Source organism: Nonomuraea sp. NPDC050556 (assembly GCF_044457355.1).
Lineage (GTDB): Bacteria > Actinomycetota > Actinomycetes > Streptosporangiales > Streptosporangiaceae > Nonomuraea.
The window spans coordinates 999,625-1,019,674 of sequence record NZ_JBITGU010000004.1 but is presented as its reverse complement, the minus strand read 5'-3'; the positions used below and the strand labels follow the sequence as shown (position 1 = coordinate 1,019,674).

The window sequence follows — 20,050 nt, the reverse complement described above, 5'->3', positions numbered from 1 at the left end:
CGCTATTCCTGGAGCAGGTGGAGCGCCCAGTCGAGTTCGGCGGCGGTCGCGGCGAGGTGGCGCCTGGCCAGGTCCTCGTCGTCGAGGAGGGCCACCCAGACGGCGATGGACCACAGCGGCTGCCTGGCCATCGCGTACGGGATGGCGGCTCGCTCTCGTGGGGACAGCTTGGTGTCGAGCCCGGTCTCGTAGGCGCTGACGAGTGCGCTGAGATGGGCTGGGTCACGGGTGATGTCGAGGCTGGTGAAGTAGAGGGTGAGCGCCAGGTCGTCAACGCGCGGGCGTTCCCCGAGGAAGTCGAAGTCGGTGACCAGGGTGACCTGCTCGCCGCGGAACCCGACGTTGTTGTCCCAGAAGTCGCCGTGGACGAGCTGGCGGGGGAACGGTTCCCGCTCGTGCCCGGAGAGGGTCTCGGCGAGTCTGTCCGCGAGGCCGGCCAGCCGGGCTTCTGCGGGTGTCGGCCCCCAGGCCCGGATGCGCCGCGTCCCGATGCCGACGGCATCGACCAGCCCGTCGGCGGCGACGTAGTTGGCGAAACGGGGATCGGCAGCGGATGGTTCCACCGAGAAGGCCTGCAGCAAGGTGTGGATACGCCCCAGCACCACCAGCCCGGTCCGCACCCTGGCGAGGGTGTTCATCCTGTCCAGCGCCGCGACGTAGGGCTCGACCTCCACGACCCGGCCCTGGAAGACCTCCCACGGGTTCCCGAGGAGCGAGGGAACGACAGGGACGCAGGGGACGCCCCGACGGGCAAGGTGGTTACGGACCGCCTGAAGCGCGCCGATCCGGCCGCCGGTCACGAACGGCCGGTAAACCCGCGCCACCCGCCGTGACCGGCCGTCACTGACCAGTAGGTTCAGATTGACCGAACCACCCAGGTCACCACCTACAGGCCAGACGCCCCAGGTCGCCCGGAGGAACTCCGCCAGCTCCGCCGAGACCACGGCCCTGGACCCGCGCAGACCTCCCGCCGCGTCATCCACGAGCCCACTGCTAGTCCATGAGGACGATCTGGCGGAGGACCTCGCCGCCGCGCAGTGCCGCCACCGCGTCGTTCAGGTCCGCCAGCTTGATCCGGGCGCTGATCATCGACTCCAGGTCCAGCTGCCCGGACTTGTAGAGGTTCGCGAAGTAGGGGAAGTCGTGGCGCACGTCCGCCTCGCCGTACAGGCTGGACAGAAGGTTCTTCCCCTCGAACAGCAGGCTGAAGGCGGAAATGGACACCATGTCGTCCATGGCCCCGGCGCCCACCACGATCACGTCGCCGCCCTGCCGCGTCGCCTGCCACGTCGTCTGGATGGTCGCCGACTTGCCCACCACCTCGAAGCCGTAGTCGAACCCCGCGCCCCCGGTCAGCGTGCCGATGGCGTCCATCAGGCCGTCCGGGGTCACCGCGTGGGTCGCGCCGACCTTCTTGGCCAGGGCGTGCTTCGACTCCAGCGGGTCCACCGCCAGGATCGTGCGCGCCCCGGAGATCCGCGCCCCCTGGATCACCGACAGCCCGACGCCGCCGCAGCCGACCACCACGACCGTCGAGCCCGGCTTGACCCGCGCGGTGTTGATGACCGCGCCGACGCCCGTGGTGATGCCGCAGCCGATCAGCGCCGCAGCCTCGAACGGCACGTCGTCGTCGACCTTGATCGCCCCCTGCCACGGGATGACGATCTCCTCGGCCCACGTGCCACATCCGGCCATCCCGAAGGCGGTGGTGTCGCCGCCGAAACGGAAGTGGCCGGTCGTGAACGACTCGATCATGAACTTCATGCACAGGTACGGCTGGCCGCCCACGCAGTGCGCGCACTCCTGGCAGCCGGGACGCCAGTTGACGATCACGTGGTCACCGGGCTTGACGGTGGTCACGTGGTCGCCCACCTCGACGACCTCGCCCGCGCCCTCGTGGCCGGGAACCAGCGGCACGGGCTGCGGCAGCACCCCGCTGATCGCCGACAGGTCGGAGTGGCAGACGCCGGTCGCCCGGATCTTGACCCGCACGTCGGTCGGGCCGAGGGGGGTCAGCGTGACGTCGTCGCGGATGTCGAGCTTGTCATCGCCTACGGCGTGAAGGAGTGCGGCGCGCATGGGGGTTACTCCTCTAGTGAGAGGGCGGCTTTCGGACAGGACCGCACCGCGTGGCGTACGCGGTCCAGCATCTCCGGCGGCGGCTCAGGCAGCAGGATGTGCAGCTGGTCGTCGTCATCTACCTCGAAGACCTCGGGCGCGAGCCCCATGCACACGGCATTGGCCTCGCAGACCAGATCGTCGACCTTGACCTTCATGTGAGCCTCCTGTGATCCCACGAGACGACCTTCGTGCGCTCGACGACGAAGGCGACCCGTTTCCTACCGGTGTGCTCAACGTATTCACGCAACAGCTCGTCCGGCACCCCTGGGGTTCGGTGGGGCGGGATAGAGGACTGTGTCATGCGGCGGGCGACGTCCATCCCGATCTCCAGGATGTTCTCGGCGGGCTTGGCCACGCCGTACAGGAGGACTCCGCGCAGCTCGTTGTAGTCGTCCCCGGCCTCGATGAGGCACGTCACCCTGGGGTCGCGCGCGATGTTGCGCGTCTTCTGGGCTTTGCCGTAGGTCCAGAACGCGATCCGGCCCTCGGAGAGGCCGTAGAACATGGTCACCAGGTGCGGCGTGCCGTCGGGGTTGATGGTCGCGAGCTGCAGCTTGCGCGACTCCTCGATCATTGCGGTGACTTGCTCGTCGGACATCGCGATGCGGGCGCGCTGGTTCACGGTGCAAGTAGAACAGGTTCCAGATTGGCGGGCAAGACCTCCGCCGGAATGTTGTTCGGTTGCTCTAGAGTGCTCGGATGAGCATGCCACCCGACCTGCTGTCAGCGGCCGAGCGCGCCAAGGGCTTCATGCCTTCCAAGGAAGGCCTGGCCCTGTTCGAGGCCGCCTGTCGGTACGGCTCGCGCGGCCCCATCTGCGAGATCGGCACCTACTGCGGCAAGTCCGCGATCTACCTCGGCGCGGCCGCCAGGCAGACCGGCTCCGTGGTGATCACGGTCGACCACCACCGCGGCTCGGAGGAGATCCAGCCCGGCTGGGCCCACCACGACCCGACGCTGGTCGACCCGCGCTTCGGCAAGATGGACTCGCTGCCCACGTTCCGCAACACGATCGCAGCCGCCGGGCTCGAGGACCACGTGATCGCGATCGTCGGGAGGTCCGAGCAGGTGGCCGCGCTGTGGAACACGCCGCTCGGGCTGCTCTTCATCGACGGCGGCCACTCGGAGGACCCGGTCACCCGCGACTACGAGGGCTGGGCGCCGCACGTCGTCCAGGGCGGCGCGCTCGTCTTCCACGACATCTACCCCGACCCGGCCGACGGCGGCCAGGCCCCCTACCGCGTCTACTGCAGGGCCCTGGAGTCAGGCGAGTTCCGCGAGGTCTCCTCCGAGGGCTCGCTGCGCGTCCTGGAGCGCCTCTAGCGGTTGCGCCGCGACCACGCCCGGCGGGTGTGCGCGCGCCAGGCCTGGAAGTCCTCGTGGGTGTGCGGGTCGTGGCCGAGCGCGATCAGCGCCGTGTCCGCCCACGCCGCGGCCTCCTGCGGCTCCGCCCCGGCAAGCAGGGGTACGGCCTGAGCCGTGTGGTCGGGCAGCGTGCCCGCCTGCAGCCGCGCGGCGGCGGCGAACGCGCAGCCCTGCGCCAGGTGGGACCTGAAGCCCTCGGCCGAGGCCAGGGTGGTGAGCCTGGCCAGCTCCTCCAGGTCGGCGCCGCCCACGTAGGTGGCGGCGAAGCCGACGCCCGCCCACAGGTCGGCGCGGCGCCCGGTCGGGAACTCGGCGATCCTGGCGGCGACCTCCTCCGGCGAGGCGCAGTCGTGGAACCACAGCAGCCTGCCCAGCCCCTGATCGAAGATCGCGCACTGGGTGCGGGTGAGCAGGTTGGGCATCGACCGCTCGCCGACGAGCTGGTCGGCGTGGGTGAGCGCGCGCTGGAAGCCGAACCCGTCGACGGCCAGCCAGCGCATCAGCGGGTGGGTGCGCCTGATGCCCCAGGTGGGACGCAGGTGCAGCCGGGCGTAGGCGCGGCCGACGCCGAGGTGGACGGAGTGCTGGTAGGCCATGGCGGGGCCGGCTAGTAGCTCGTGAAGGCGCCGGCCCCGGGTCATGGTGGCCAGATCGAGGATCGTGCTCGCGGTGGCCGCCCCTTCGTAGGCGAATCCGCGCTGCTCTACCGCGATCTCAGCAATTTTCTCGATTTCTCGAGAAACAGCGGCGTTGAAGCCGAGAACGTAAGTCTTCTCGGCATTCTCCAGGACTTCTCGTGAAGGACCCTGCCTGAGGCGGAATCGGCGCCTGCCGAGATCTGCCTCTTTGTGGCCCTGCACCAGAAATCGCCGCAGGCCGGTTGGTGTCGGTTCGATAGTTACCCGGTCCAAGAGCGATGTTGTGCCCGTGTCGCCCACTGTTCCCCCGAAGACGCCTTGTACGGCCACTCACGAAACTAGTGACGGCATTACGGCTTTCGGTGGTGGCACTCCGTCTTGATGATCAAAGAAAGGGCAAAAGGGCTTGCATCGCGAGGCGACGCCGGTTGAGCTTGATCACAATGGCTCGCATGCCACTCATCTGGGATCCCCGCTGGAAAAGGACGTGGCGGCGCGCCTCGCGCCGCAGATCGCCGCCTACGACGCCGAGCTGCGCCAGACCCTCCACGAGCACGCGGGCAAGCCGCCGGAGGAGATCCTCCAGGCGCTCCAGGCCGTGACGCGCCGGCACGGCCTGGAGCGCGACGTGGAGGTGCTGCGGCGGATGGCCCACGGCTAGCGGAGCGCGTCGACCGGCTCCATCCTGGCCGCGCGCAGCGCCGGGTAGAGCCCGGCGAGCAGCCCGACGAGCGCGCCGACGACGGGCGCGGCCAGGGCCAGCCGTACGTCGAGCACGGGAGTCCACTGCTTGACCGCCGACACGCCCACGACCCCGAGCGTCCCGATCGACGCGCCGACCACGCCGCCGGCCAGGCCGATCATCGACGACTCCAGCAGGAACTGGGCCGCGATGTGCCGCCTGGCCGCGCCCAGCGACCGGCGCAGCCCGATCTCGGGGATGCGTTCCATCACCGTGACGAGCGTGACGTTGGCGATCCCGACGGCGCCGACCACCAGCGAGACCAGCCCGAGGATGAGGAACAGGCTGTTGACGTCGCTCTGCGCGCCCTGGCTCGCCCGCTTGGGCGACGGCGGGGAGGCGACCGTGAGCTGGTCGCCCCTGCCGGGGCTGAGCGCCTGAGGCGCCTGCTTGGCGATCAGGTCGGCGGCCCCGAGCGAGGTGTTGATCAGTACCCGGGTGGGGTCGCGCAGCCCGAACTCGCGGGCCAGCGAGGAGGGCGCGATCACCGCCGTGGACAGCGTCGGCTCGCGGTGCAGCGCGCCGAGGATGCCGATGACGGTGTAGAAGCGGCCCGCGATGTAGACGGCGGGGGCGTCCTCCAGGCGGGAGACGCCGAGCATCCTGGCCGCCTCCTCGCCGAGCACGACGACCCGGTCGCGCCGCCGTACGTGCCCGGCGTCGAAGAAGCGGCCCTTCAGCAGCGTGCCGCGGGTCACCTCGGGGACCTCTGGCGAGGCGACGACGACGGTCAGGGTCTGCGCGGAGACCTGGGTGGGGTCGTTGAGCGCGTTGGAGCGCACCTGGAGGTTGGAGCTGAGGCTGCCCTGGGCCAGCGCGACCGCCGAGGTGACGCCGCGCAGCCTGGTGACCCGGGGGAGCGCGTCCCAGCCGACCAGCGGGTCGGCGTTGTCGAGCGGCACGTCGACCGAGACGCTGGTCGCGGTCAGCTCGTCGAACCTGCCGACGATCTGGTTGCCGGCCGTGGCTGCGATGCCCAGCGTGATCACGAGCGTCCCGATGCCGAGGACCGTGCCGAGCGTGGTCAGCGCGGAGCGTACGGGCCTGGCCATGGTTCCGGCGAGGGCTTCGTCCCAGAGGTCACGAATCTTCATGCAGCAACCCGTCCACGATCCTCAGCCTGCGCTTGGCCCGCGAGCTGACCTCGTCGTCGTGCGTGATGACCAGGATCGTCAGCCCCTGCTCCCGCAGCCCGTCGAACAGGTCGAGCACGGCGGCGGTGTTGCCGGTGTCGAGGTTGCCGGTCGGCTCGTCGCACAGCAGCAGCGAGGGACCACCGAGCAGCGCGCGGGCGATAGCCGTACGCTGCCGCTCGCCGCCGGACAGCCGTCCTGGCAGGAACTCCACGCGGTGTCCCATTCCCACCTGCTCCAGCGCCGCCAGCGCCCGTTCGCGCCTTCCCCTGCGCGGGTGGGCTCCGTAGATCTCGGCCAGCATCACGTTCTCCACGACGCTGCGGTGCTGGAGCAGGTGGAAGGACTGGAAGACAAAACCGATCCGGCCCCCGCGCAGCCGCGTGCGCGCCCGATCGGAAAGCGTCGTCGTCTCGATGCCGTCGAGCGCGTAGGTGCCCTTCGTCGGCTTGTCGAGCAGGCCGAGCGTGTTCAGCAGGGTCGACTTGCCGGAACCTGACGGCCCGACAATGGCCAAGTAGTCGCCCTGCTGAACGCGCAGCGAGACGTCCGAGAGCGCGAAGACGGGCGGGTCGGTGGGAAACGACCTGCTGACCCCGGTCAGCCTGATCACCTCAGCCATTGCCCACCACGACCTTGTCGCCCACCTCGAGCTCGGACGAGATCACCTGGACGAAGCCGCCCGCGGTCAGCCCGGTCTTCACCTCGACCTTGCGCACCTGGTCCGGCTGGGTTTCCACCTTCACGTACGGCGAGCCGTCCGCCGAGGTGACGAGCGCCGCGACGGGCACGGTCAGCACCTCGCCCGACGTGCTGCCCACCGAGATCCTGGTGGTCAGGGCGCTGCCGAGCAGGCCCTTCAGGCCCTGGTCGGAGTTCGGGGTGATCCAGACCGAGGTGGTGTCGCTGACGGCGCCGAGCTTGGTGACCGTGGCCGGGTACTTCTTGCCCGCCGGGTCCTCGAACAACGCCTCCATGCCGACCTTGAGCAGCTCCGCCTCCTCCCTTGCGACCGTCGCGGTGATCGCGTAGGTGGAGGCGGTCACGGTGCCGACCTTCTCGCCGACGACCAGGCCGGTCTTGGCGTACACCTTGTCCAGGCGGGCCGGGAGGGTGGGGAAGAACAGCACCTCGCCCGGGGGGACGGTGACACCGTGCGAGCTGAGGTAGGTGGCCAGCGTCGCCCTGGCCGTGGCCAGGTTCGTCCGGTCACCGGCGATCTTGATCTTCAGCGGGGAGGTCGCCTTGGCCTGCTTGAGCGCCTGCTCGGCGGCCAGGACCTCCTGGTGGGCCAGCGAGACGGCCTTGCGCAACTCGGTGAGCTTCGCGTCCAGGTTCCTGGCCGCCTGCTCCTGGGCGGCCGCCAGGCTGTCGCGGGCCGCCTGGAGGTTCGTCCTGGCGTTGGACACCTTGAGCTCGAGCAGGCTGTTGTCCGGGGTGGCCGTGGGGGTGGGGGTGGCCGTCGGCTGGGCCGCTTTCAGCGCCTGTTGGGCCGCCAGCAGCTCCTCCTCCGCCTGCCGTACGTTCTTGCGCAGGTCGGAGAGCTTCTGCAGGTCCTCGGGCAGGGCTTCGAGCGCCTCGGTCTCCGAGACGGCCTTCTGCGCCTGGGTCTGCCCGCTCCTGGCGTCGGCCAGCTTGGTCCTCAGGAGCCGCAGGTCCTTGGCCGTGTCCAGCGACTGGAGGTCGGTGGCGAGCGCCTGCTTGGCGTCCTGCACGGCCTTGGTCAGCTGGTCCCTGGTCTGGCTGTCGGACAGGCTGGGCTCCTGCGGCTTGTAGCCCTTCCTGGCATACCAGGTCCGTACGGCTGCCGCCGTCGCCTGGTCGAAGACGCCGGTGACCGGTGCGTGCAGGTCCTTCTGCAGCTGCTTGACGTCGGCGCCCGTCGTGCCGGGGGCCAGCGTGCGGTGCATCGGCACCTTGCCGCGCAGCGCGAACACCGGCCTGCCGTTCACCTCCATCAGCACCTTGCCCGCGGTGATCCTCCCCTTGCGCGGGGCGCGGGTGACGCGCTGGGTCTCCCCGCCGCCGCCCGCCGTACCCCCTGACGTCCCGACCGCTCCGGCGAGGGACACCGGCTGGGGCGAGCCGTACGCGAGGACGCCGTTCGTGGTGACCTGGCTGACCAGCTTCTGGCGCGTGACGTTCGCGGTGATCAGGGAGGCTTTGGGCGGCTGGCGCGACAGGGCCTCCTCGGCCGGAGAACGTAACCCGCGTCCCACCGCCCATCCGGCCCCCGCGATGGCGACGACGCCCACCGCCGCGATCGCCAGCCGCAGGCGCGGCCGTCTCACAGGCCGATCTCCTTCTGGACGCGGTCGTCGATCTTCTCCTTCTTGGGCAGGTACTTGGCGTAGAAGTCCTTGCCGCACTCCAGGTCGTCGAGCGCGTCCTTGATCTCCCTGTCGAGGTACGGCTGCGCCTGGGCGGGCGTCAGCTCGGGGGCCTCGCCGCCGATCATGATGCTCTGCCCGCCGTTCTCGACCTCCTTGACCCCGGGGATCTGGGACGCGAACAGCGTGCGCCCGCGGCCCTCGACCGAGGTCGGGTTGAGCTGCGTGACCTTGTAGCCCTTGGCCTTCATGCACTGGCCGAACGTCGCCGCGAGCGAGGCCAGCTCGGGGTCGCCGTCCAGCTCCCGCTTCCTGGCCGCCTCGACGAGCTTCTGGGCCATGTCGAACGCGTTGCGCGCGTTGCCCAGGTCACGGTTGAGCACCTGCTTGACCGCCTTGCGCTCGCACTCGTGCTCCGCCTTCTCCATGGCCTGGGCCTGGGTCTTGTCCATGGGCCTGGCGTCCTTGCCGCCGGGATCCACCTTCTGGATGTTCCGCGCGTCGGGGTGGACGAAGATGTAGAAGACGCCGTAGCCCTCCTTTGCGCGCGACTCCTTCATCGCCGCGTAGTCGCCGGAGATGCGCTTGACGTCGGCGGCCGTGGCCTGCTTCATATTCATGATCATCGGGTGGTAGTCGAAGCCCTTGTCCTTCATGCACGCGGCCTTGACGGCTTCGAGCTGGCGCATCTTCTCGCTGCGCTCGGGCTGCTGGGCGGCGGGCGACTGCGTGGTCTGCGCATTCTGGGGAGTGGAGGCGCAGCCGGAGAGCACCGCTATGGCTGCGAAAGCAATCAGAATCCTCGGCATGGCAGGGAGAATTCCACCGACCGATGTTTCGCTTCTCTCACCTGATTTGCTTACATTTCCGAAAGCTTCTTTCGCCTACGCTTCGCCCTATGCGCGTACTCGTGGTCGAGGATCAGCAGTTCCTGGCCGAACTCGTGGCCGACGGGCTGCGCAAGCAGGCCCTCGCCGTCGACGTGGTCCACGACGGGCAGGACGCGCTCGACCGGCTCGAGGGCGGCGCGTACGACGTGGTCGTCCTCGACAGGGACCTACCCGGGCTGCACGGTGACGAGGTGTGCAAGGAGGTCGTACGCCGGAGGCTGATCACCCGCGTGCTGATGCTCACCGCCTCGGGCGACATCCGCGACCGGGTCTCCGGGCTGCACCTGGGCGCCGACGACTACCTGCCCAAGCCGTTCCACTACGACGAGCTCGTGGCCCGGGTGCTCAACCTGGGGCGCAGGGCCGTACTACCGCTGCCGCCGGTCATCGAGCGGGCCGGGATCACGCTGGACGTCTCCCGGCGGCAGGCCGCCAGGGACGGCCGCTACCTGCACCTGGCGCGCAAGGAGTTCGCGGTGCTGGAGACGCTGATGCGCGCGGACGGCGCGGTGGTCAGCGTCGACGACCTCATCGACGCGGTGTGGGAGGAAGAGGTCGGCTATCACAGCAACATCGTGCGCGTCACGATGAGCAAGTTACGCGGCAAGCTGGGCGACCCGCCCGCGATCGAGACCGTGTCCGGCGCCGGGTACCGCATCCCATGAGCAGGCTGACCGTCAGAGCCAGGCTGACCGCGTTGTACGGCGGGATGCTCGTGGTGTCGAGCCTCTGCCTGATCGCGCTCTGCCTCGTGCTGCTGGGCACGCTGACCCCGATCTTCGGCGCCAAGATCGCCATCCAGACCGAGGAGGCGCCGCCACCCGAGCTCTACGTGCGCGACGGCAGCTTTCCCGAGGGCTTCAAAGGAGAGGTGAAGGAGATCGGGTTCTGGGAGAACCCGGCGGTCCAGCTGGTCGGCCTGAGCGCCCTCGCCCTCGCGCTCTTCGCGGCGATCACCGTGTCGCTGGCCTGGTGGATGGCGGGCAAGGCGCTGCGGCCGGTGCACGCGATCACCGCCACGGCCCGCCGGTTGTCGGCGGAGAACCTGCACGAGCGGATCGCGCTCCAGTCGCCGCCCGACGAGCTCAAGTTGCTCGCCGACACCTTCGACCAGATGCTCGACCGGCTGGAGTCGGTGATGGCGGCGCAGCGCCGGTTCGTCGCCAGCGCGGCGCACGAGCTGCGCACGCCGCTGACCGTGCACCGGGCGGCGCTGGAGATCGGGCTGGCCGACCCCACCGACCACGTCAAGGTGGCGCGGGTGCGGGACGAGCTGCTGACGGTGGTTGACGGGAACGAGCGGCTCATCGAGGGGCTGCTGCTCCTGGCGGGGAGCGCTCAGGGGCTCGACGCGTGGGAGGAGGTGAAGCTCGACGCCGTGGTGGCCGACGTGGTCGCCGGCGTCATCACAGAAACCCCGATATTTACGGATCTGGAGCCTGCGGTGGTGTCGGGGGACCCGATCCTGCTGCGCCACCTGGTGAACAACCTGGTCGCCAACGCCGTCACCTACAACAGGCCGGACGGGCGGGTCGACGTCCGGGTGGCGGACGGCGTGCTGGAAGTGGTCAACACGGGGCCTGTCGTCCCGGACGCGTCCGTACCCCTGCTCTTCGAGCCGTTCAGGCGGCTCGCCGCGCGCAGGCACCAGCCGGGGGAGGGCACCGGGCTGGGGTTGTCGATCGTGGCCTCCATCGTGCGTGCGCACTTCGGCTCGGTGACCGCGACGGCCAACCCCGGCGGCGGGCTACGCGTGCTGGTGCGCTTTACCTAGGTCGCGGAAGATGCCCGCTGCGGGGGTGATCTCCAGGAGCGCGTCGGCGGCGAGGATGACGGCTGCGGCGGTGTAGCCCGAGCGTTCGTGCGGGAAGTGCTTGTGGTTGGCGAACTGCCAGCCGGTCCAGTACGAGCCGTCCTCGTGCCTGAGGTGCTGCATGTCGTTGAAGAGGGCCTTGGCGCGGCCGGTGTCGCCGATCGCGTCGAGGGCCAGGACGAGCTCGCACGTCTCGGCGCCGGTCACCCACGGCTGGTCGGAGACGCAGCGGATGCCCAGGTCACGCACCACGAACGTGTTCCACTCGCGGTCGATCAGCTCCACGGCCTGGCGGCCTCTGACGGCGCCGCCGAGCACCGGGTAGTACCAGTCCATCGAGAAGCGGCTCTTGTCGGCGAACGCCTCGGGGGTGGTCCTCAGCACGTGGCCGAGCTTGTCGGCGGCCAGCTCCCAGTGGGGCTGGGGGTCGTCGAGCCGTTCCGCCAGGAGCACGCCGCAGCGCAGGCCCTGGTGGATGGAGGAGCAGCCGGTCAGGAGGGCGTACCCGGAGGCTTTGCCGTCCTTGTCGCGCTCCCAGACGATCTCGCCGCGCTCGGTCTGCAGGCCGACGACGTAGTCGAGGGCCCTTTTGACCATGTCCCAGCGGGCGTCGGCGACCTCGCCGGTGATGAGGAAGTCGTGCCAGACGCCTACGGCCACATAGGCGGCATGGTTGGACTCGCCGTTGGCTTCTGTGGCTTCGCCGTTGAGGATCTTGGCTGCCCAGGATCCGTCGGCGCGCTGATGGGTCTGGAGCCACTCGTAGCCCCTTTTGACCTCGTCGGTGAGGCCTGCCACCGCCATGGCCATCAGGCACTCGACGTGGTTCCAGGCGTCGACGTGCCCTTCCGGCCAGGGCACGCCACCATCGGCCCCCTGGATCGCCGCGATGCTCTTGGCGGTCTGGAGGACCTCGTCCTCCGAAATCACGCAGGCTTCCTGACGTACAACACCACGCTCTTGCCGATCAGCGGGTTGAGTACGGCTTCCGCGATCCTGGTGGCGGCCGGGCGCTTCATGATGTCCCACACGAGCAGCTCGTGGTACGCCTTGGCCAGCGGGTGGTCGTCGTTGTTGACGCCGACCGCGCACTTGATCCACCAGTACGGCGCGTGCAGTCCGTGCGCGTGGTGGTGCGGGCCGATCTCGAAGCCGGTGGACTTCAGCTTGGCGCTGAGCTCGGCCAGAGTGTAGATCCGGACATGTCCGCCGGGGGCCGTGTGGTAGTCCTCGTCCAGCGCCCAGCAGATCCGCTCGGGCAGGAACGCGGGCACCGTGATCGCCGCCGTGCCGCCCGGCTTGAGCACGCGGAAGATCTCCCGCATCGCCGCCATGTCGTCCGGGATGTGCTCCATGACCTCGGCCGCGATCACCCGGTCGAAGCTGCCGTCCTCGAACGGCATCTCCAGCGCCGTGCCCTGGACGGTCTCGCCGGTGGCGCCGATCGGCACCTCGCCGCCCTTGTCCATGGCCACGAACATCGCCGCGACGTTGTCGAGCTCCGTCTGGTCCATGTCGAAGGCGACCACGTCGGCGCCTCTGCGCAACACCTCGAAGGCGTGGCGGCCACCGCCGCAGCCGAGGTCGAGCACCCGCACTCCGGGCCCGACGGGCAGCCGGGCGAAGTCCACGGTCAGCACTTGCCGTACTCCTCAATGGCCTCTCGATAGGCCTCGACGGTCTTTTTCGCGACGACGTGCCAGGTGTAGCGCTCCATGACCCGGTCGTATCCGGCCTTGCCCACCCGCTCGCGCTCCTCGGGGGAGTCGTGCAGCCGTCTGAGGACGGCGGCCAGCTCTTCGGCGTCGCCCGGCTTGACCTGGACGGCCGCGTCGCCGACCACCTCGGGCAGCGCGCCCGTCCTGGAGGCGACCAGCGGGGTCGCGCAGGCCATGTGCTCCACGGCGGGCAGCGAGAAACCCTCGTAAAGGCTGGGCACCACCGAGATCTCGGAGGTGGCGATGAGCTCGCCGAGCTCGTCGTCGGAGATGCCGTGGACGAACTTCACCCGGTCCTGGAGGCTGAGCTCCTGGACGAGCTGCTCGGTGGGGCCGCCGGGGGTGGGCTTGCTCACCACTGTCAGCGTGACGTCGCGCTCGGTGGCCAGCTTGGCGACCGCTCTGAGGAGCGTGGCGACGCCCTTCATCGGGGAGTCAGCGCTGGCGACGGCGACGATGCTGCCCTTTTTCCGCGCTTTTTCGGGGCGGGGGTGGAAATATCGGGTGTCTACGCCGAGGGGGATCAGGCGCATGTTGGCCTGCGGGACGTTGAAGTCGCGGTGGATGTCCGCCAGCGACGACTCGCTGACCGTCAGGATCGGGCTGAGCTTCGGCGCGACCTTGGCCTGCATCTTCACGAAGCCGTACCAGCGGCGCATCGTGAGCTTCTTCCAGCCCTTGGCGGCTTCGAGCTCGATGCGGCGGTCGACGCTGATCGGGTGGTGGATCGTGCCGACGACGGGGAGCAACTTCTGGATGCCCAGCAGGCCGTACCCGAGGGTCTGGTTGTCCTGGACGACGTCGAAGTCCCTCTGGCGCTTCTTGATCTCGCGGTACGCCCTGAGCGTGAACGTCAGCGGCTCGGGGAAGCCCGCGGTCCACATCGTGCCGACCTCGAGCCAGTCGATCCAGTCGCGGTACTCGTGCAGCTTCGGCGTGCGGAACGGGTCCTCGTCGCGATACAGGTCGAGGCTGGGGACCTTGTTGAGGACCACGCCCTCGTCGAGTTCCGGGTACGGCTGGCCGGAGAAGACCTCCACGTGATGTCCGAGCGCGACGAGTTCGCGGCTCAGATGACGGAGGTAGACGCCCTGCCCGCCACAGGTCGGCTTGCTGCGGTAGGACAGCAGTGCGATCCGTAGCGAGTCGTCCACGGACACCCCTTTCTCCGCCCCGGTAGGCACCCTGAGACGGGCGTGTACCGTGAAGATGACCTTAGTCGGAAAAGGCTACCATTCGGTAGGTCATGTGGAATTGTGCCTACCGGCAGGCTCACACCGTGCGATCTGCGACGTTAGCATGACCGAACGTCGTTCGGTGGAACACGTTCTACTCCTGGAAAGTTGGAGGCCCCGTTGGCCAGGCGCGCTCTGATCACTGGCATTACCGGTCAGGACGGCTCCTATCTGGCTGAGCATCTGCTCGCCGAGGGGTACGAGGTTTGGGGGCTCGCCCGAGGGCAGGCCAATCCGCGCGTGTCGCGGATGCGCAAGCTCCTGACCGAAGTCCAGGTGGTGCGCGGGGACCTGCTGGATCAGGGGTCGCTGATCTCCGCCGTCGAGCGGGTGCAGCCGGACGAGGTCTACAACCTCGGCGCGATCTCCTTCGTGCCGATGTCGTGGGAACAGGCCGAGCTCACCGCCGAGGTCACCGGGATGGGCGTGCTGCGCATGCTTGAGGCGATCCGGGTGTGTTCCGGCATTTCCTCGTCGCGAACGGTGTCCGGCGCCGACCAAATCCGCTTTTATCAGGCTTCGTCGTCTGAGATGTTCGGGCAGGTGAGCGAGACGCCGCAGAACGAGCGCACGTCTTTCCACCCTCGCTCGCCGTACGGCGTGGCCAAGGCTTATGGGCATTTCCTCACCCAGAACTACCGGGAGTCGTACGGCATGTACGCCGTGTCCGGGATCCTGTTCAACCACGAGTCGCCTCGGCGCGGGGCCGAGTTCGTGACCCGCAAGGTGACGCTGGGGGTGGCCAGGATCAAGCTGGGCCTGGCGACGGAACTGCGACTGGGCAACATGGAGGCACGGCGGGACTGGGGGTATGCCGGAGACTACGTCCGCGCGATGCACCTGATGCTCACGGCTTCGACGCCCGAGGACTACGTGATCGGCACCGGCCGCACCCAGTCCGTACGTGAACTGGTGGAGGCGGCCTTCACGGCGGCGGGGTTGGACTGGGAGCAGTATGTGGTGTGCGACCAGACCCTGCACCGGCCGGCCGAGGTTGACTTGTTGTGCGCAGACCCGAAGAAGGCGAGGGTGCAACTGGGGTGGGAACCGGTGGTGTCCTTCGAGGAGTTGATCGCCATGATGGTCGAATCCGACATCAACCTCCTGTCCACCGGCGGCGACCCCGACCAGGACTCCTCCTGGCCCTAACCGACAGCCGCCCGGCGTGCCCTGTGGACAGGGGCTCCCTGTCCACAGAACGCCGCTCGGTCCGCGGACGTGCAGTGCTTCCCTCGCATCCATGACGCGTGGAACCGCCCCTCCTCACCCGAGCCCGCCTCTACACCACCGTCGCACCGGCGGCGGTCGCCTGCCGCCGGACGGCCGCCCACGTCTGGGGCCTCAGTGCCCTGCCCTTCAGCTCGTCGGAAGACGACTGGCCGGTGGAGCTCATCGTCCCCGCGCCTCTTGAGATCCCCGGCTGCGCCACCTTCGTCGAACACCTCACCCCGGTCGACATCACCCATCACCGGGGCGTACGGCTCACCACACCCCTGCGCACAGCCCTCGACTGCGCTCGCTGCCTGCCCAAGGTCGAGGCCGTCACGCTGCTCGACCAGTTCCTCCGCCGCGGTGTCGAACTGGACGACCTTGCGGTCCACCCGTTCTGGCGCGTGCGTGAGATCCTCAGCCTCACCGACCGCGGTGCTGCCTCACCCCGGGAGAGCTGGCTCCGCGTCGTCCTGGTCGACGGCGGGCTCCCCAAACCCACCACCCAGATCAGAGTCGGCCTTGGCGGCGACAGGGTCGCCTACCTTGACCTCGGCTGGGAGCCCTACCGGGTGGCGGTCGAATACGACGGTCACGAGCACCACACGTCGTCCGCCGACCGCAGGAGGGACAAGATCCGGCGAGCCGAGCTTCGGGGCCAGGGCTGGCGTGTCATCCCCGTACGCAGGGACGTCATTCCCGCTCGTACCGGCGACCTGGTCGAGGCCGTCGCGAACGCGCTCATCGAACGCGGCTGGCAACCCGCGCCGGCCCAGACCGTCAAGATCCTCTCCCGCATCCGCGCTGCCCGAAGACGACCCCGCTGACCCGCAGGTGGCGGGCAGGCTCAGGCGGACGTGTCGTTCGCGCGGCGGAGACCGCTGAGGATGGCTGCGAGGCCGCGGTCGCTGCGCGCCACCAGGTGGATCGCGCAAGGCCCTCCCAGCTCGCGGGCGAGCTGGGGCCACAGATGCGAGAACGCCACCACCGGGTCCAGCCCGCCGCGTCCCGCGCCGAACAGCGGGAGGCAGACGGAACGCGCGCCGTTCTGCCTGGCCAGGGTGAACACGTTCCGCACCGCCCGCATGATCGCGCTCGGCTCGACGTCGTAGCTGTTGCCGCCCTCGCCAGGTGCTACGACGGCCGCGTGGTAGATCTGCCGGATGCCCTGGTGCCGCAGTTCTCCCGAGGACGTCGGCACGACAGTGCCTGCCGCGACGGTGCCGCCCTCCCGCTTGTGGGAGCGCATCCACTCGCGCAGCTCCCTGGGCAGGACGTCGTCGATCACCGCGCCGGCGTCGTCTCGGACGGCTGCGGCTTTGCGGAGGCAAGCCGACAAGGACGACTTGTACGACTTGGACATCTCCAAGTAGATGTTCTCGGACGAAGTGATCACGTCGATGTCGCAGAGGCTCTCCGCCGCGCGATGGTGCACAGTGACCCGCGAGTTGCCCACCCGCAAGGGGAGGCTGGCGCCGACCTCCATGTCGACCGGGCGGGCCGTGGCGAGCAGGTTCAGGATCTCCTGCGCGACGTTCTCCAGGATGAGGATCTCCTGCTGCTTGCGGAACCGTTCCGGCGTGACGCCGTACAGCGAGGCCGCTCGTCGCCTGCGGTCTTGGGCGGCCCAGTCCCGCGTGCCGGCGGCTGTGCCGAGCGTGTAGGCGGTCGCGTCGGCGAGCTGGCCGTCGAGCCTGCTCACGACGTGTTCGAGCAGCTGGTCGACGGCCATGCCGAGCGCTTCGCCCGCCCTTGTCAACGCGGGAAACGGGTGGTGGCGGATCCGGAGCAGACCCTTTTCCCGAAGCGTCCGTAACTCGGCAACCAACGGGTCGAGGTCGTGGCGCGGGACCTCCATGGAAACCTCCCGAAGTCATCCTCTCAGGAGATCGCCGGCATTGACCCGGGGTTCGCCCGGATCTCGCCCGGAGCGCGCCCGGGGGCGCTGGTCGACTGGATGGTATGGAGGTCGAGCGGGTTCGCGCGGAGCTGAAGCAGCAGGGATGGGGGCTCGCACGAGGCGTCCCCTTCATGAAGGAGGGCCGTCCCGTGCCGTCCGAGGTGCTCGCGCTGGCGGCGCGGTTCGGGCGGCCCTCCACCCGTGACGGCGGTCGGGCCGTCTGGCCGGTGCGGCCGTCGCTCGGCGATCCCGCGGCCACGTTCTCGCTGCGTGCCGGGCCTGCCGCATTCCACACGGACGCGCAGTACCACCGGGATCCGGAACCGCTGGTCTGTCTCTTCGTCGTACGGCCCGCCCGTGACGGGGGCGATTCGATGCTCCTCTCCGCGCGCGCCGCGGCCGACCGAGCCGAGGCCCTTTCCGCCGTCAACAGGCGCTTGTTGTCCGAGCCGTGCTGGTTCTGGCGACCACCTGCGCCTTACGAGCACACGGCGCCTGCCTGGCGGGCGCCGGTGTTCGCCGGAGACGGCACGGTGCGCTGGCGGGCCGACACGCTGGCGCCCGATCTGCCGCGTCAGGTCCTGCAGGCCGGCCGGGCCTTCGCCGCCTGCCTTCAGGACGCGGATGCGACGACCATCGAGCAGCGCGCCGGCGACCTGCTCCTGATCGACAATCACCGGGCTCTCCACGCCAGGACCGGGTTCACCGATCGCGGCCGGCTGCTGCTGAGGGTGCGGCTGTGGACCTGACCTGGGTGCGGAGCGCGGCGTGGCGGGCCACCCGAGTGCCCGCCGACGGCCTGGAGGCGTCCGTGTGGACGGTACGCGGGTGGGCCGAGGTCGCCCTGGCCTGCGCCGTCCTCCGCCTCCCCTTCGGCGGCCTCGACGAGGTCGTACGGGAACATTCGATACCCAACGGTGGCCCACCGGCCAGGCGGCTGGTGGCCCTCCGCGCGAGGGCCGGCCCCGTTCCCGCCGGATATCCCCGGGCGGGGACGATCGCGCCGTTGCCCAGAGACCCGGCCGTCGCCGCCGCGAGTGCGGCGCTGCGAGCCTTCCTGCGGGCCGTACAGCTGCGGGAGCCGGGTCCCGGGCGGAACATGAGCGCCACAGAGGAGCTCGCCTGGGGTCGGCGGCATCGCCCGACACCGGGATCGGTACCTGTCCTCCTGGACGGCACGGAATGCGCGGGCGCGCTGTGGCGGGCGTGGCTGCGGTTGCCGACGGACGAGCCCGCGCTGGTCGTGGCCCCGCGTCCGGTCGTTCCGGCGCGGAGCCGGGTATGGCGTGGCATCCACGAGGCGGCGCATCTCGACCATCTCGCGGCGGGCGAGCACGACGTCGAGTTCGGCGCCGGGCTGCTCACCGCCGAGGCGTACGCCATGGCGGTGGAGATCGTCGCGCTGGTGACCTGCGTGCTGGAAGGTGATCAGGACGAGGCCTGGTGGCTCAGGGAGGGGCTGGCGGAGCGCTGCGCACGAGCGGCGGGCGACCACACTGGCGAGTTCGCCGCTCTGCCGTGCCTGGCCGCCGCTTACGTGACAGGCGCGTTGGCCCTGCTCGGCGGCCGTGACGTAGGAGACGAGCCGCCCGCGTGCCTGGTGGCCGACCTGACGTGGCGCTGGGGCGAGGCTTGTGCCGCATACGCCCCAGCCGCCGCGTTCGCCGGGCGCATCACCAGTCTGGATCTTCCTTGGGCCAGGCGACCGATGCGCGAAACTGCCGTAACCATTCGTTGACCTGGACCAGCCCGCCCTCGGTGCCGAGTTCGACGGTGGGCAGGTGGGCGGGCTCGAGAAAGGTGGGCCTGTCGCCGAACAGCACCATGCTGGCCTTGCTCAGATTGCGTCGAGTCCACCAGACGAACCCGCTCGCTGCCGGATCGCGTTCACGAAGCCACGACGCCCACTGGCGGGTATGCCCGAAGTGGCGTTCCTCGCAATGCACCAGCCACTCGTCCTGGCAGGCCGCCGCGAGTGCCCTGCCCGAGCGCAGATCCACCAGCCGCAGCTCCCGAGTAGTGCGCACAGCGGAGATCTGCCGGTTCCGCACGGTCTCATAGGGCAGATACCGATGCCCGCGCCGCCCGAAGGGCACGCTGCGCAACAACACTTCCGTGAGCGCGGTCGGCTCGTCGAAGGCCAGATAGAGCGACGGGTACGGGTCGTCGTCCGTACAGTCGAAGCGACCTGACGCCAGGGCGGACGGCTTGAATCCCCCAGGCACTCTGCCCTTGGTGTGCACACGCCACAGGATGGTGTCCGGCGCCAGAAGGTACCCGAGCGGGGAGACGTCGTGGTCGAGGGGCGGAAGCTCCAAACCCATGTCATTCCTCCCCTCGTACGGCACGCGCTGCCCTCAGCAGTTCCTCGGATGAGGTGGACGCCAGCAACTCCGCGGGAACGCCGCCGAGCCAGCTGTTACCGCGCAGCCACCAGTCGGCCACGCCCCACGGGTCATCAGCCGACCGCAACAGCTCGTTGATCTCGATGATCACCGGTGGAACCGCGCCTGACTCGGTGAACTGGAAGGCGGGCAGTCGTTGCCCACCCTCCGGCGTCGGAAGGCGGAGCAGCCCGTCGAGATCCGGGTCGGCGCCACGGGCACGCACCTCGTCGACGGTGTAACCCGGTTCGGCGAGCAGTTCGAGTTTCGCGAGCCTGGACGATCGCCGGACCGACGTGAGCGTGAGCAGGGCGACGCTGTCCTCCAGGTCGACCGTCTCGATGTCCTCGCCCCGCTCGCCGTCCCGGATGGCTCTCCGGACGAGATGCCCGGGGGGCAGCGCGTTGCCGAGCAGTTCCGCCATCAGGTAGCGCACCCTCAGCTGAGCCTCCCGGCGGGACGCGCCGGCCAGCTCCGCGGCCAGCTCGTCGAGGTCGGACGACTGTTCGGCGGTGACAGTCGTGTGGATGTCCTCCCAGTGAGTGGCGAACGCCACGAGTACAGGATCCATC

Annotated in this window: 23 protein-coding genes; 8 read left to right on the top strand and 15 right to left on the bottom strand. The window is 69.5% G+C overall.

Annotation, left to right across the window (positions count from 1 at the left end; all coding sequences use genetic code 11):
- Positions 1-2 precede the first annotated feature (2 nt).
- The 4 genes from ACIBG8_RS41730 to ACIBG8_RS41715 are packed head-to-tail and all read right to left on the bottom strand — an operon-like array spanning position 3 to position 2,743.
- Positions 3-983, bottom strand: a complete 981-nt coding sequence (locus ACIBG8_RS41730) for a phosphotransferase enzyme family protein (protein WP_397348757.1) — start codon at positions 981-983, stop codon at positions 3-5.
- A gap of 10 nt (positions 984-993) precedes the next feature.
- The gene (locus ACIBG8_RS41725; RefSeq protein ID WP_397348756.1) at positions 994-2,079 is read right to left on the bottom strand and encodes an alcohol dehydrogenase catalytic domain-containing protein; all 1,086 of its coding nucleotides are present in this window, start codon (positions 2,077-2,079) and stop codon (positions 994-996) included.
- 5 nt (positions 2,080-2,084) lie between these two features.
- Positions 2,085-2,276, bottom strand: coding sequence for a ferredoxin (locus ACIBG8_RS41720; RefSeq protein WP_397348755.1), 192 nt, complete (start codon positions 2,274-2,276; stop codon positions 2,085-2,087).
- On the bottom strand, positions 2,273-2,743 hold the full coding sequence (locus tag ACIBG8_RS41715; RefSeq protein WP_397348754.1) for a pyridoxamine 5'-phosphate oxidase family protein: 471 nt from the start codon (positions 2,741-2,743) through the stop codon (positions 2,273-2,275). Before ACIBG8_RS41715 ends, ACIBG8_RS41720 begins: the two co-directional genes overlap by 4 nt.
- A gap of 77 nt (positions 2,744-2,820) precedes the next feature.
- Here ACIBG8_RS41715 and ACIBG8_RS41710 point away from each other — a divergent pair, with 77 nt between their 5' ends.
- Positions 2,821-3,444: a class I SAM-dependent methyltransferase gene (locus tag ACIBG8_RS41710; RefSeq protein ID WP_397348753.1), complete on the top strand. Its 624-nt coding sequence runs from the start codon at positions 2,821-2,823 to the stop codon at positions 3,442-3,444.
- Here the strand turns inward: ACIBG8_RS41710 and ACIBG8_RS41705 are convergent.
- Positions 3,441-4,346 (bottom strand): DUF1702 family protein, encoded by a 906-nt coding sequence (locus ACIBG8_RS41705; RefSeq protein ID WP_397348752.1) that lies wholly within the window; start codon positions 4,344-4,346, stop codon positions 3,441-3,443. The two genes, ACIBG8_RS41710 and ACIBG8_RS41705, sit on opposite strands and share 4 nt — an antisense overlap.
- A 265-nt stretch (positions 4,347-4,611) precedes the next feature.
- Between ACIBG8_RS41705 and ACIBG8_RS41700 the strand changes: the two genes are divergently transcribed.
- Positions 4,612-4,785: a hypothetical protein gene (locus ACIBG8_RS41700; protein ID WP_397348751.1), complete on the top strand. Its 174-nt coding sequence runs from the start codon at positions 4,612-4,614 to the stop codon at positions 4,783-4,785.
- Here the strand turns inward: ACIBG8_RS41700 and ACIBG8_RS41695 are convergent.
- The 4 genes from ACIBG8_RS41695 to ACIBG8_RS41680 are packed head-to-tail and all read right to left on the bottom strand — an operon-like array spanning position 4,782 to position 9,138.
- On the bottom strand, positions 4,782-5,960 hold the full coding sequence (locus ACIBG8_RS41695) for an ABC transporter permease (protein ID WP_397348750.1): 1,179 nt from the start codon (positions 5,958-5,960) through the stop codon (positions 4,782-4,784). The genes ACIBG8_RS41700 and ACIBG8_RS41695 overlap by 4 nt on opposite strands.
- A complete protein-coding gene (locus ACIBG8_RS41690) occupies positions 5,947-6,621 on the bottom strand; it encodes an ABC transporter ATP-binding protein (RefSeq protein WP_397348749.1) in 675 nt (224 codons plus the stop codon). Before ACIBG8_RS41690 ends, ACIBG8_RS41695 begins: the two co-directional genes overlap by 14 nt.
- Entirely contained in the window at positions 6,614-8,290 is a 1,677-nt protein-coding gene (locus ACIBG8_RS41685) for a peptidoglycan-binding protein (protein WP_397348748.1), read from the bottom strand. Before ACIBG8_RS41685 ends, ACIBG8_RS41690 begins: the two co-directional genes overlap by 8 nt.
- Entirely contained in the window at positions 8,287-9,138 is an 852-nt protein-coding gene (locus tag ACIBG8_RS41680) for a hypothetical protein (RefSeq protein ID WP_397348747.1), read from the bottom strand. The genes ACIBG8_RS41685 and ACIBG8_RS41680 overlap by 4 nt, the downstream gene beginning before the upstream one ends.
- Before the next feature lie 89 nt (positions 9,139-9,227).
- Here ACIBG8_RS41680 and ACIBG8_RS41675 point away from each other — a divergent pair, with 89 nt between their 5' ends.
- A complete protein-coding gene (locus ACIBG8_RS41675) occupies positions 9,228-9,884 on the top strand; it encodes a response regulator transcription factor (protein WP_397348746.1) in 657 nt (218 codons plus the stop codon).
- The gene (locus ACIBG8_RS41670) at positions 9,881-10,993 is read left to right on the top strand and encodes an ATP-binding protein (protein WP_397348745.1); all 1,113 of its coding nucleotides are present in this window, start codon (positions 9,881-9,883) and stop codon (positions 10,991-10,993) included. The genes ACIBG8_RS41675 and ACIBG8_RS41670 overlap by 4 nt, the downstream gene beginning before the upstream one ends.
- Here ACIBG8_RS41670 and ACIBG8_RS41665 read toward each other — a convergent pair.
- The 3 genes from ACIBG8_RS41665 to ACIBG8_RS41655 are packed head-to-tail and all read right to left on the bottom strand — an operon-like array spanning position 10,967 to position 13,910.
- Positions 10,967-11,962 carry a prenyltransferase gene (locus ACIBG8_RS41665; RefSeq protein WP_397348744.1) on the bottom strand — a complete coding sequence of 332 codons (996 nt, stop codon included), beginning with the start codon at positions 11,960-11,962 and terminating at the stop codon, positions 10,967-10,969. The genes ACIBG8_RS41670 and ACIBG8_RS41665 overlap by 27 nt on opposite strands.
- Positions 11,959-12,672: a class I SAM-dependent methyltransferase gene (locus tag ACIBG8_RS41660; protein ID WP_397348743.1), complete on the bottom strand. Its 714-nt coding sequence runs from the start codon at positions 12,670-12,672 to the stop codon at positions 11,959-11,961. The genes ACIBG8_RS41665 and ACIBG8_RS41660 overlap by 4 nt, the downstream gene beginning before the upstream one ends.
- On the bottom strand, positions 12,666-13,910 hold the full coding sequence (locus ACIBG8_RS41655) for a glycosyltransferase family 4 protein (protein ID WP_397348742.1): 1,245 nt from the start codon (positions 13,908-13,910) through the stop codon (positions 12,666-12,668). The genes ACIBG8_RS41660 and ACIBG8_RS41655 overlap by 7 nt, the downstream gene beginning before the upstream one ends.
- A gap of 195 nt (positions 13,911-14,105) precedes the next feature.
- On the opposite strand from ACIBG8_RS41655, the gene ACIBG8_RS41650 reads away from it, so the two are divergent.
- Both ACIBG8_RS41650 and ACIBG8_RS41645 read left to right on the top strand, forming a co-directional pair.
- Positions 14,106-15,134, top strand: coding sequence for a GDP-mannose 4,6-dehydratase (locus ACIBG8_RS41650; protein ID WP_397348741.1), 1,029 nt, complete (start codon positions 14,106-14,108; stop codon positions 15,132-15,134).
- Positions 15,135-15,232: 98 nt separating this feature from the next.
- Complete coding sequence (locus tag ACIBG8_RS41645) at positions 15,233-16,021, top strand: endonuclease domain-containing protein (protein ID WP_397348740.1); 789 nt, start codon at positions 15,233-15,235, stop codon at positions 16,019-16,021.
- Positions 16,022-16,041: 20 nt separating this feature from the next.
- Here ACIBG8_RS41645 and ACIBG8_RS41640 read toward each other — a convergent pair whose 3' ends face one another.
- A complete protein-coding gene (locus ACIBG8_RS41640; RefSeq protein WP_397348739.1) occupies positions 16,042-17,052 on the bottom strand; it encodes a macro domain-containing protein in 1,011 nt (336 codons plus the stop codon).
- Between the two features lie 104 nt (positions 17,053-17,156).
- Here ACIBG8_RS41640 and ACIBG8_RS41635 point away from each other — a divergent pair, with 104 nt between their 5' ends.
- Positions 17,157-17,843 (top strand): TauD/TfdA family dioxygenase, encoded by a 687-nt coding sequence (locus ACIBG8_RS41635; RefSeq protein ID WP_397348738.1) that lies wholly within the window; start codon positions 17,157-17,159, stop codon positions 17,841-17,843.
- Positions 17,834-18,832, top strand: coding sequence for a hypothetical protein (locus ACIBG8_RS41630; protein WP_397348737.1), 999 nt, complete (start codon positions 17,834-17,836; stop codon positions 18,830-18,832). The genes ACIBG8_RS41635 and ACIBG8_RS41630 overlap by 10 nt, the downstream gene beginning before the upstream one ends.
- Here the strand turns inward: ACIBG8_RS41630 and ACIBG8_RS41625 are convergent.
- Both ACIBG8_RS41625 and ACIBG8_RS41620 read right to left on the bottom strand, forming a co-directional pair.
- Positions 18,768-19,418, bottom strand: coding sequence for an RES family NAD+ phosphorylase (locus ACIBG8_RS41625; RefSeq protein ID WP_397348736.1), 651 nt, complete (start codon positions 19,416-19,418; stop codon positions 18,768-18,770). The genes ACIBG8_RS41630 and ACIBG8_RS41625 overlap by 65 nt on opposite strands.
- Before the next feature lies 1 nt (position 19,419).
- Positions 19,420-20,049 carry a hypothetical protein gene (locus ACIBG8_RS41620; RefSeq protein WP_397348735.1) on the bottom strand — a complete coding sequence of 210 codons (630 nt, stop codon included), beginning with the start codon at positions 20,047-20,049 and terminating at the stop codon, positions 19,420-19,422.
- Position 20,050 lies beyond the last annotated feature (1 nt).

Coding starts and splice junctions, on each gene's coding strand:
- ACIBG8_RS41640 (WP_397348739.1), bottom strand. CDS start 17,052: ATGGAGGTCCCGCGCCACGACCTCGACCCGTTGGTTGCCGAGTTACGG.
- ACIBG8_RS41635 (WP_397348738.1), top strand. CDS start 17,157: ATGGAGGTCGAGCGGGTTCGCGCGGAGCTGAAGCAGCAGGGATGGGGG.
- ACIBG8_RS41710 (WP_397348753.1), top strand. CDS start 2,821: ATGAGCATGCCACCCGACCTGCTGTCAGCGGCCGAGCGCGCCAAGGGC.
- ACIBG8_RS41690 (WP_397348749.1), bottom strand. CDS start 6,621: ATGGCTGAGGTGATCAGGCTGACCGGGGTCAGCAGGTCGTTTCCCACC.
- ACIBG8_RS41620 (WP_397348735.1), bottom strand. CDS start 20,049: ATGGATCCTGTACTCGTGGCGTTCGCCACTCACTGGGAGGACATCCAC.
- ACIBG8_RS41680 (WP_397348747.1), bottom strand. CDS start 9,138: ATGCCGAGGATTCTGATTGCTTTCGCAGCCATAGCGGTGCTCTCCGGC.
- ACIBG8_RS41625 (WP_397348736.1), bottom strand. CDS start 19,418: ATGGGTTTGGAGCTTCCGCCCCTCGACCACGACGTCTCCCCGCTCGGG.
- ACIBG8_RS41720 (WP_397348755.1), bottom strand. CDS start 2,276: ATGAAGGTCAAGGTCGACGATCTGGTCTGCGAGGCCAATGCCGTGTGC.
- ACIBG8_RS41675 (WP_397348746.1), top strand. CDS start 9,228: ATGCGCGTACTCGTGGTCGAGGATCAGCAGTTCCTGGCCGAACTCGTG.
- ACIBG8_RS41695 (WP_397348750.1), bottom strand. CDS start 5,960: ATGAAGATTCGTGACCTCTGGGACGAAGCCCTCGCCGGAACCATGGCC.
- ACIBG8_RS41670 (WP_397348745.1), top strand. CDS start 9,881: ATGAGCAGGCTGACCGTCAGAGCCAGGCTGACCGCGTTGTACGGCGGG.
- ACIBG8_RS41725 (WP_397348756.1), bottom strand. CDS start 2,079: ATGCGCGCCGCACTCCTTCACGCCGTAGGCGATGACAAGCTCGACATC.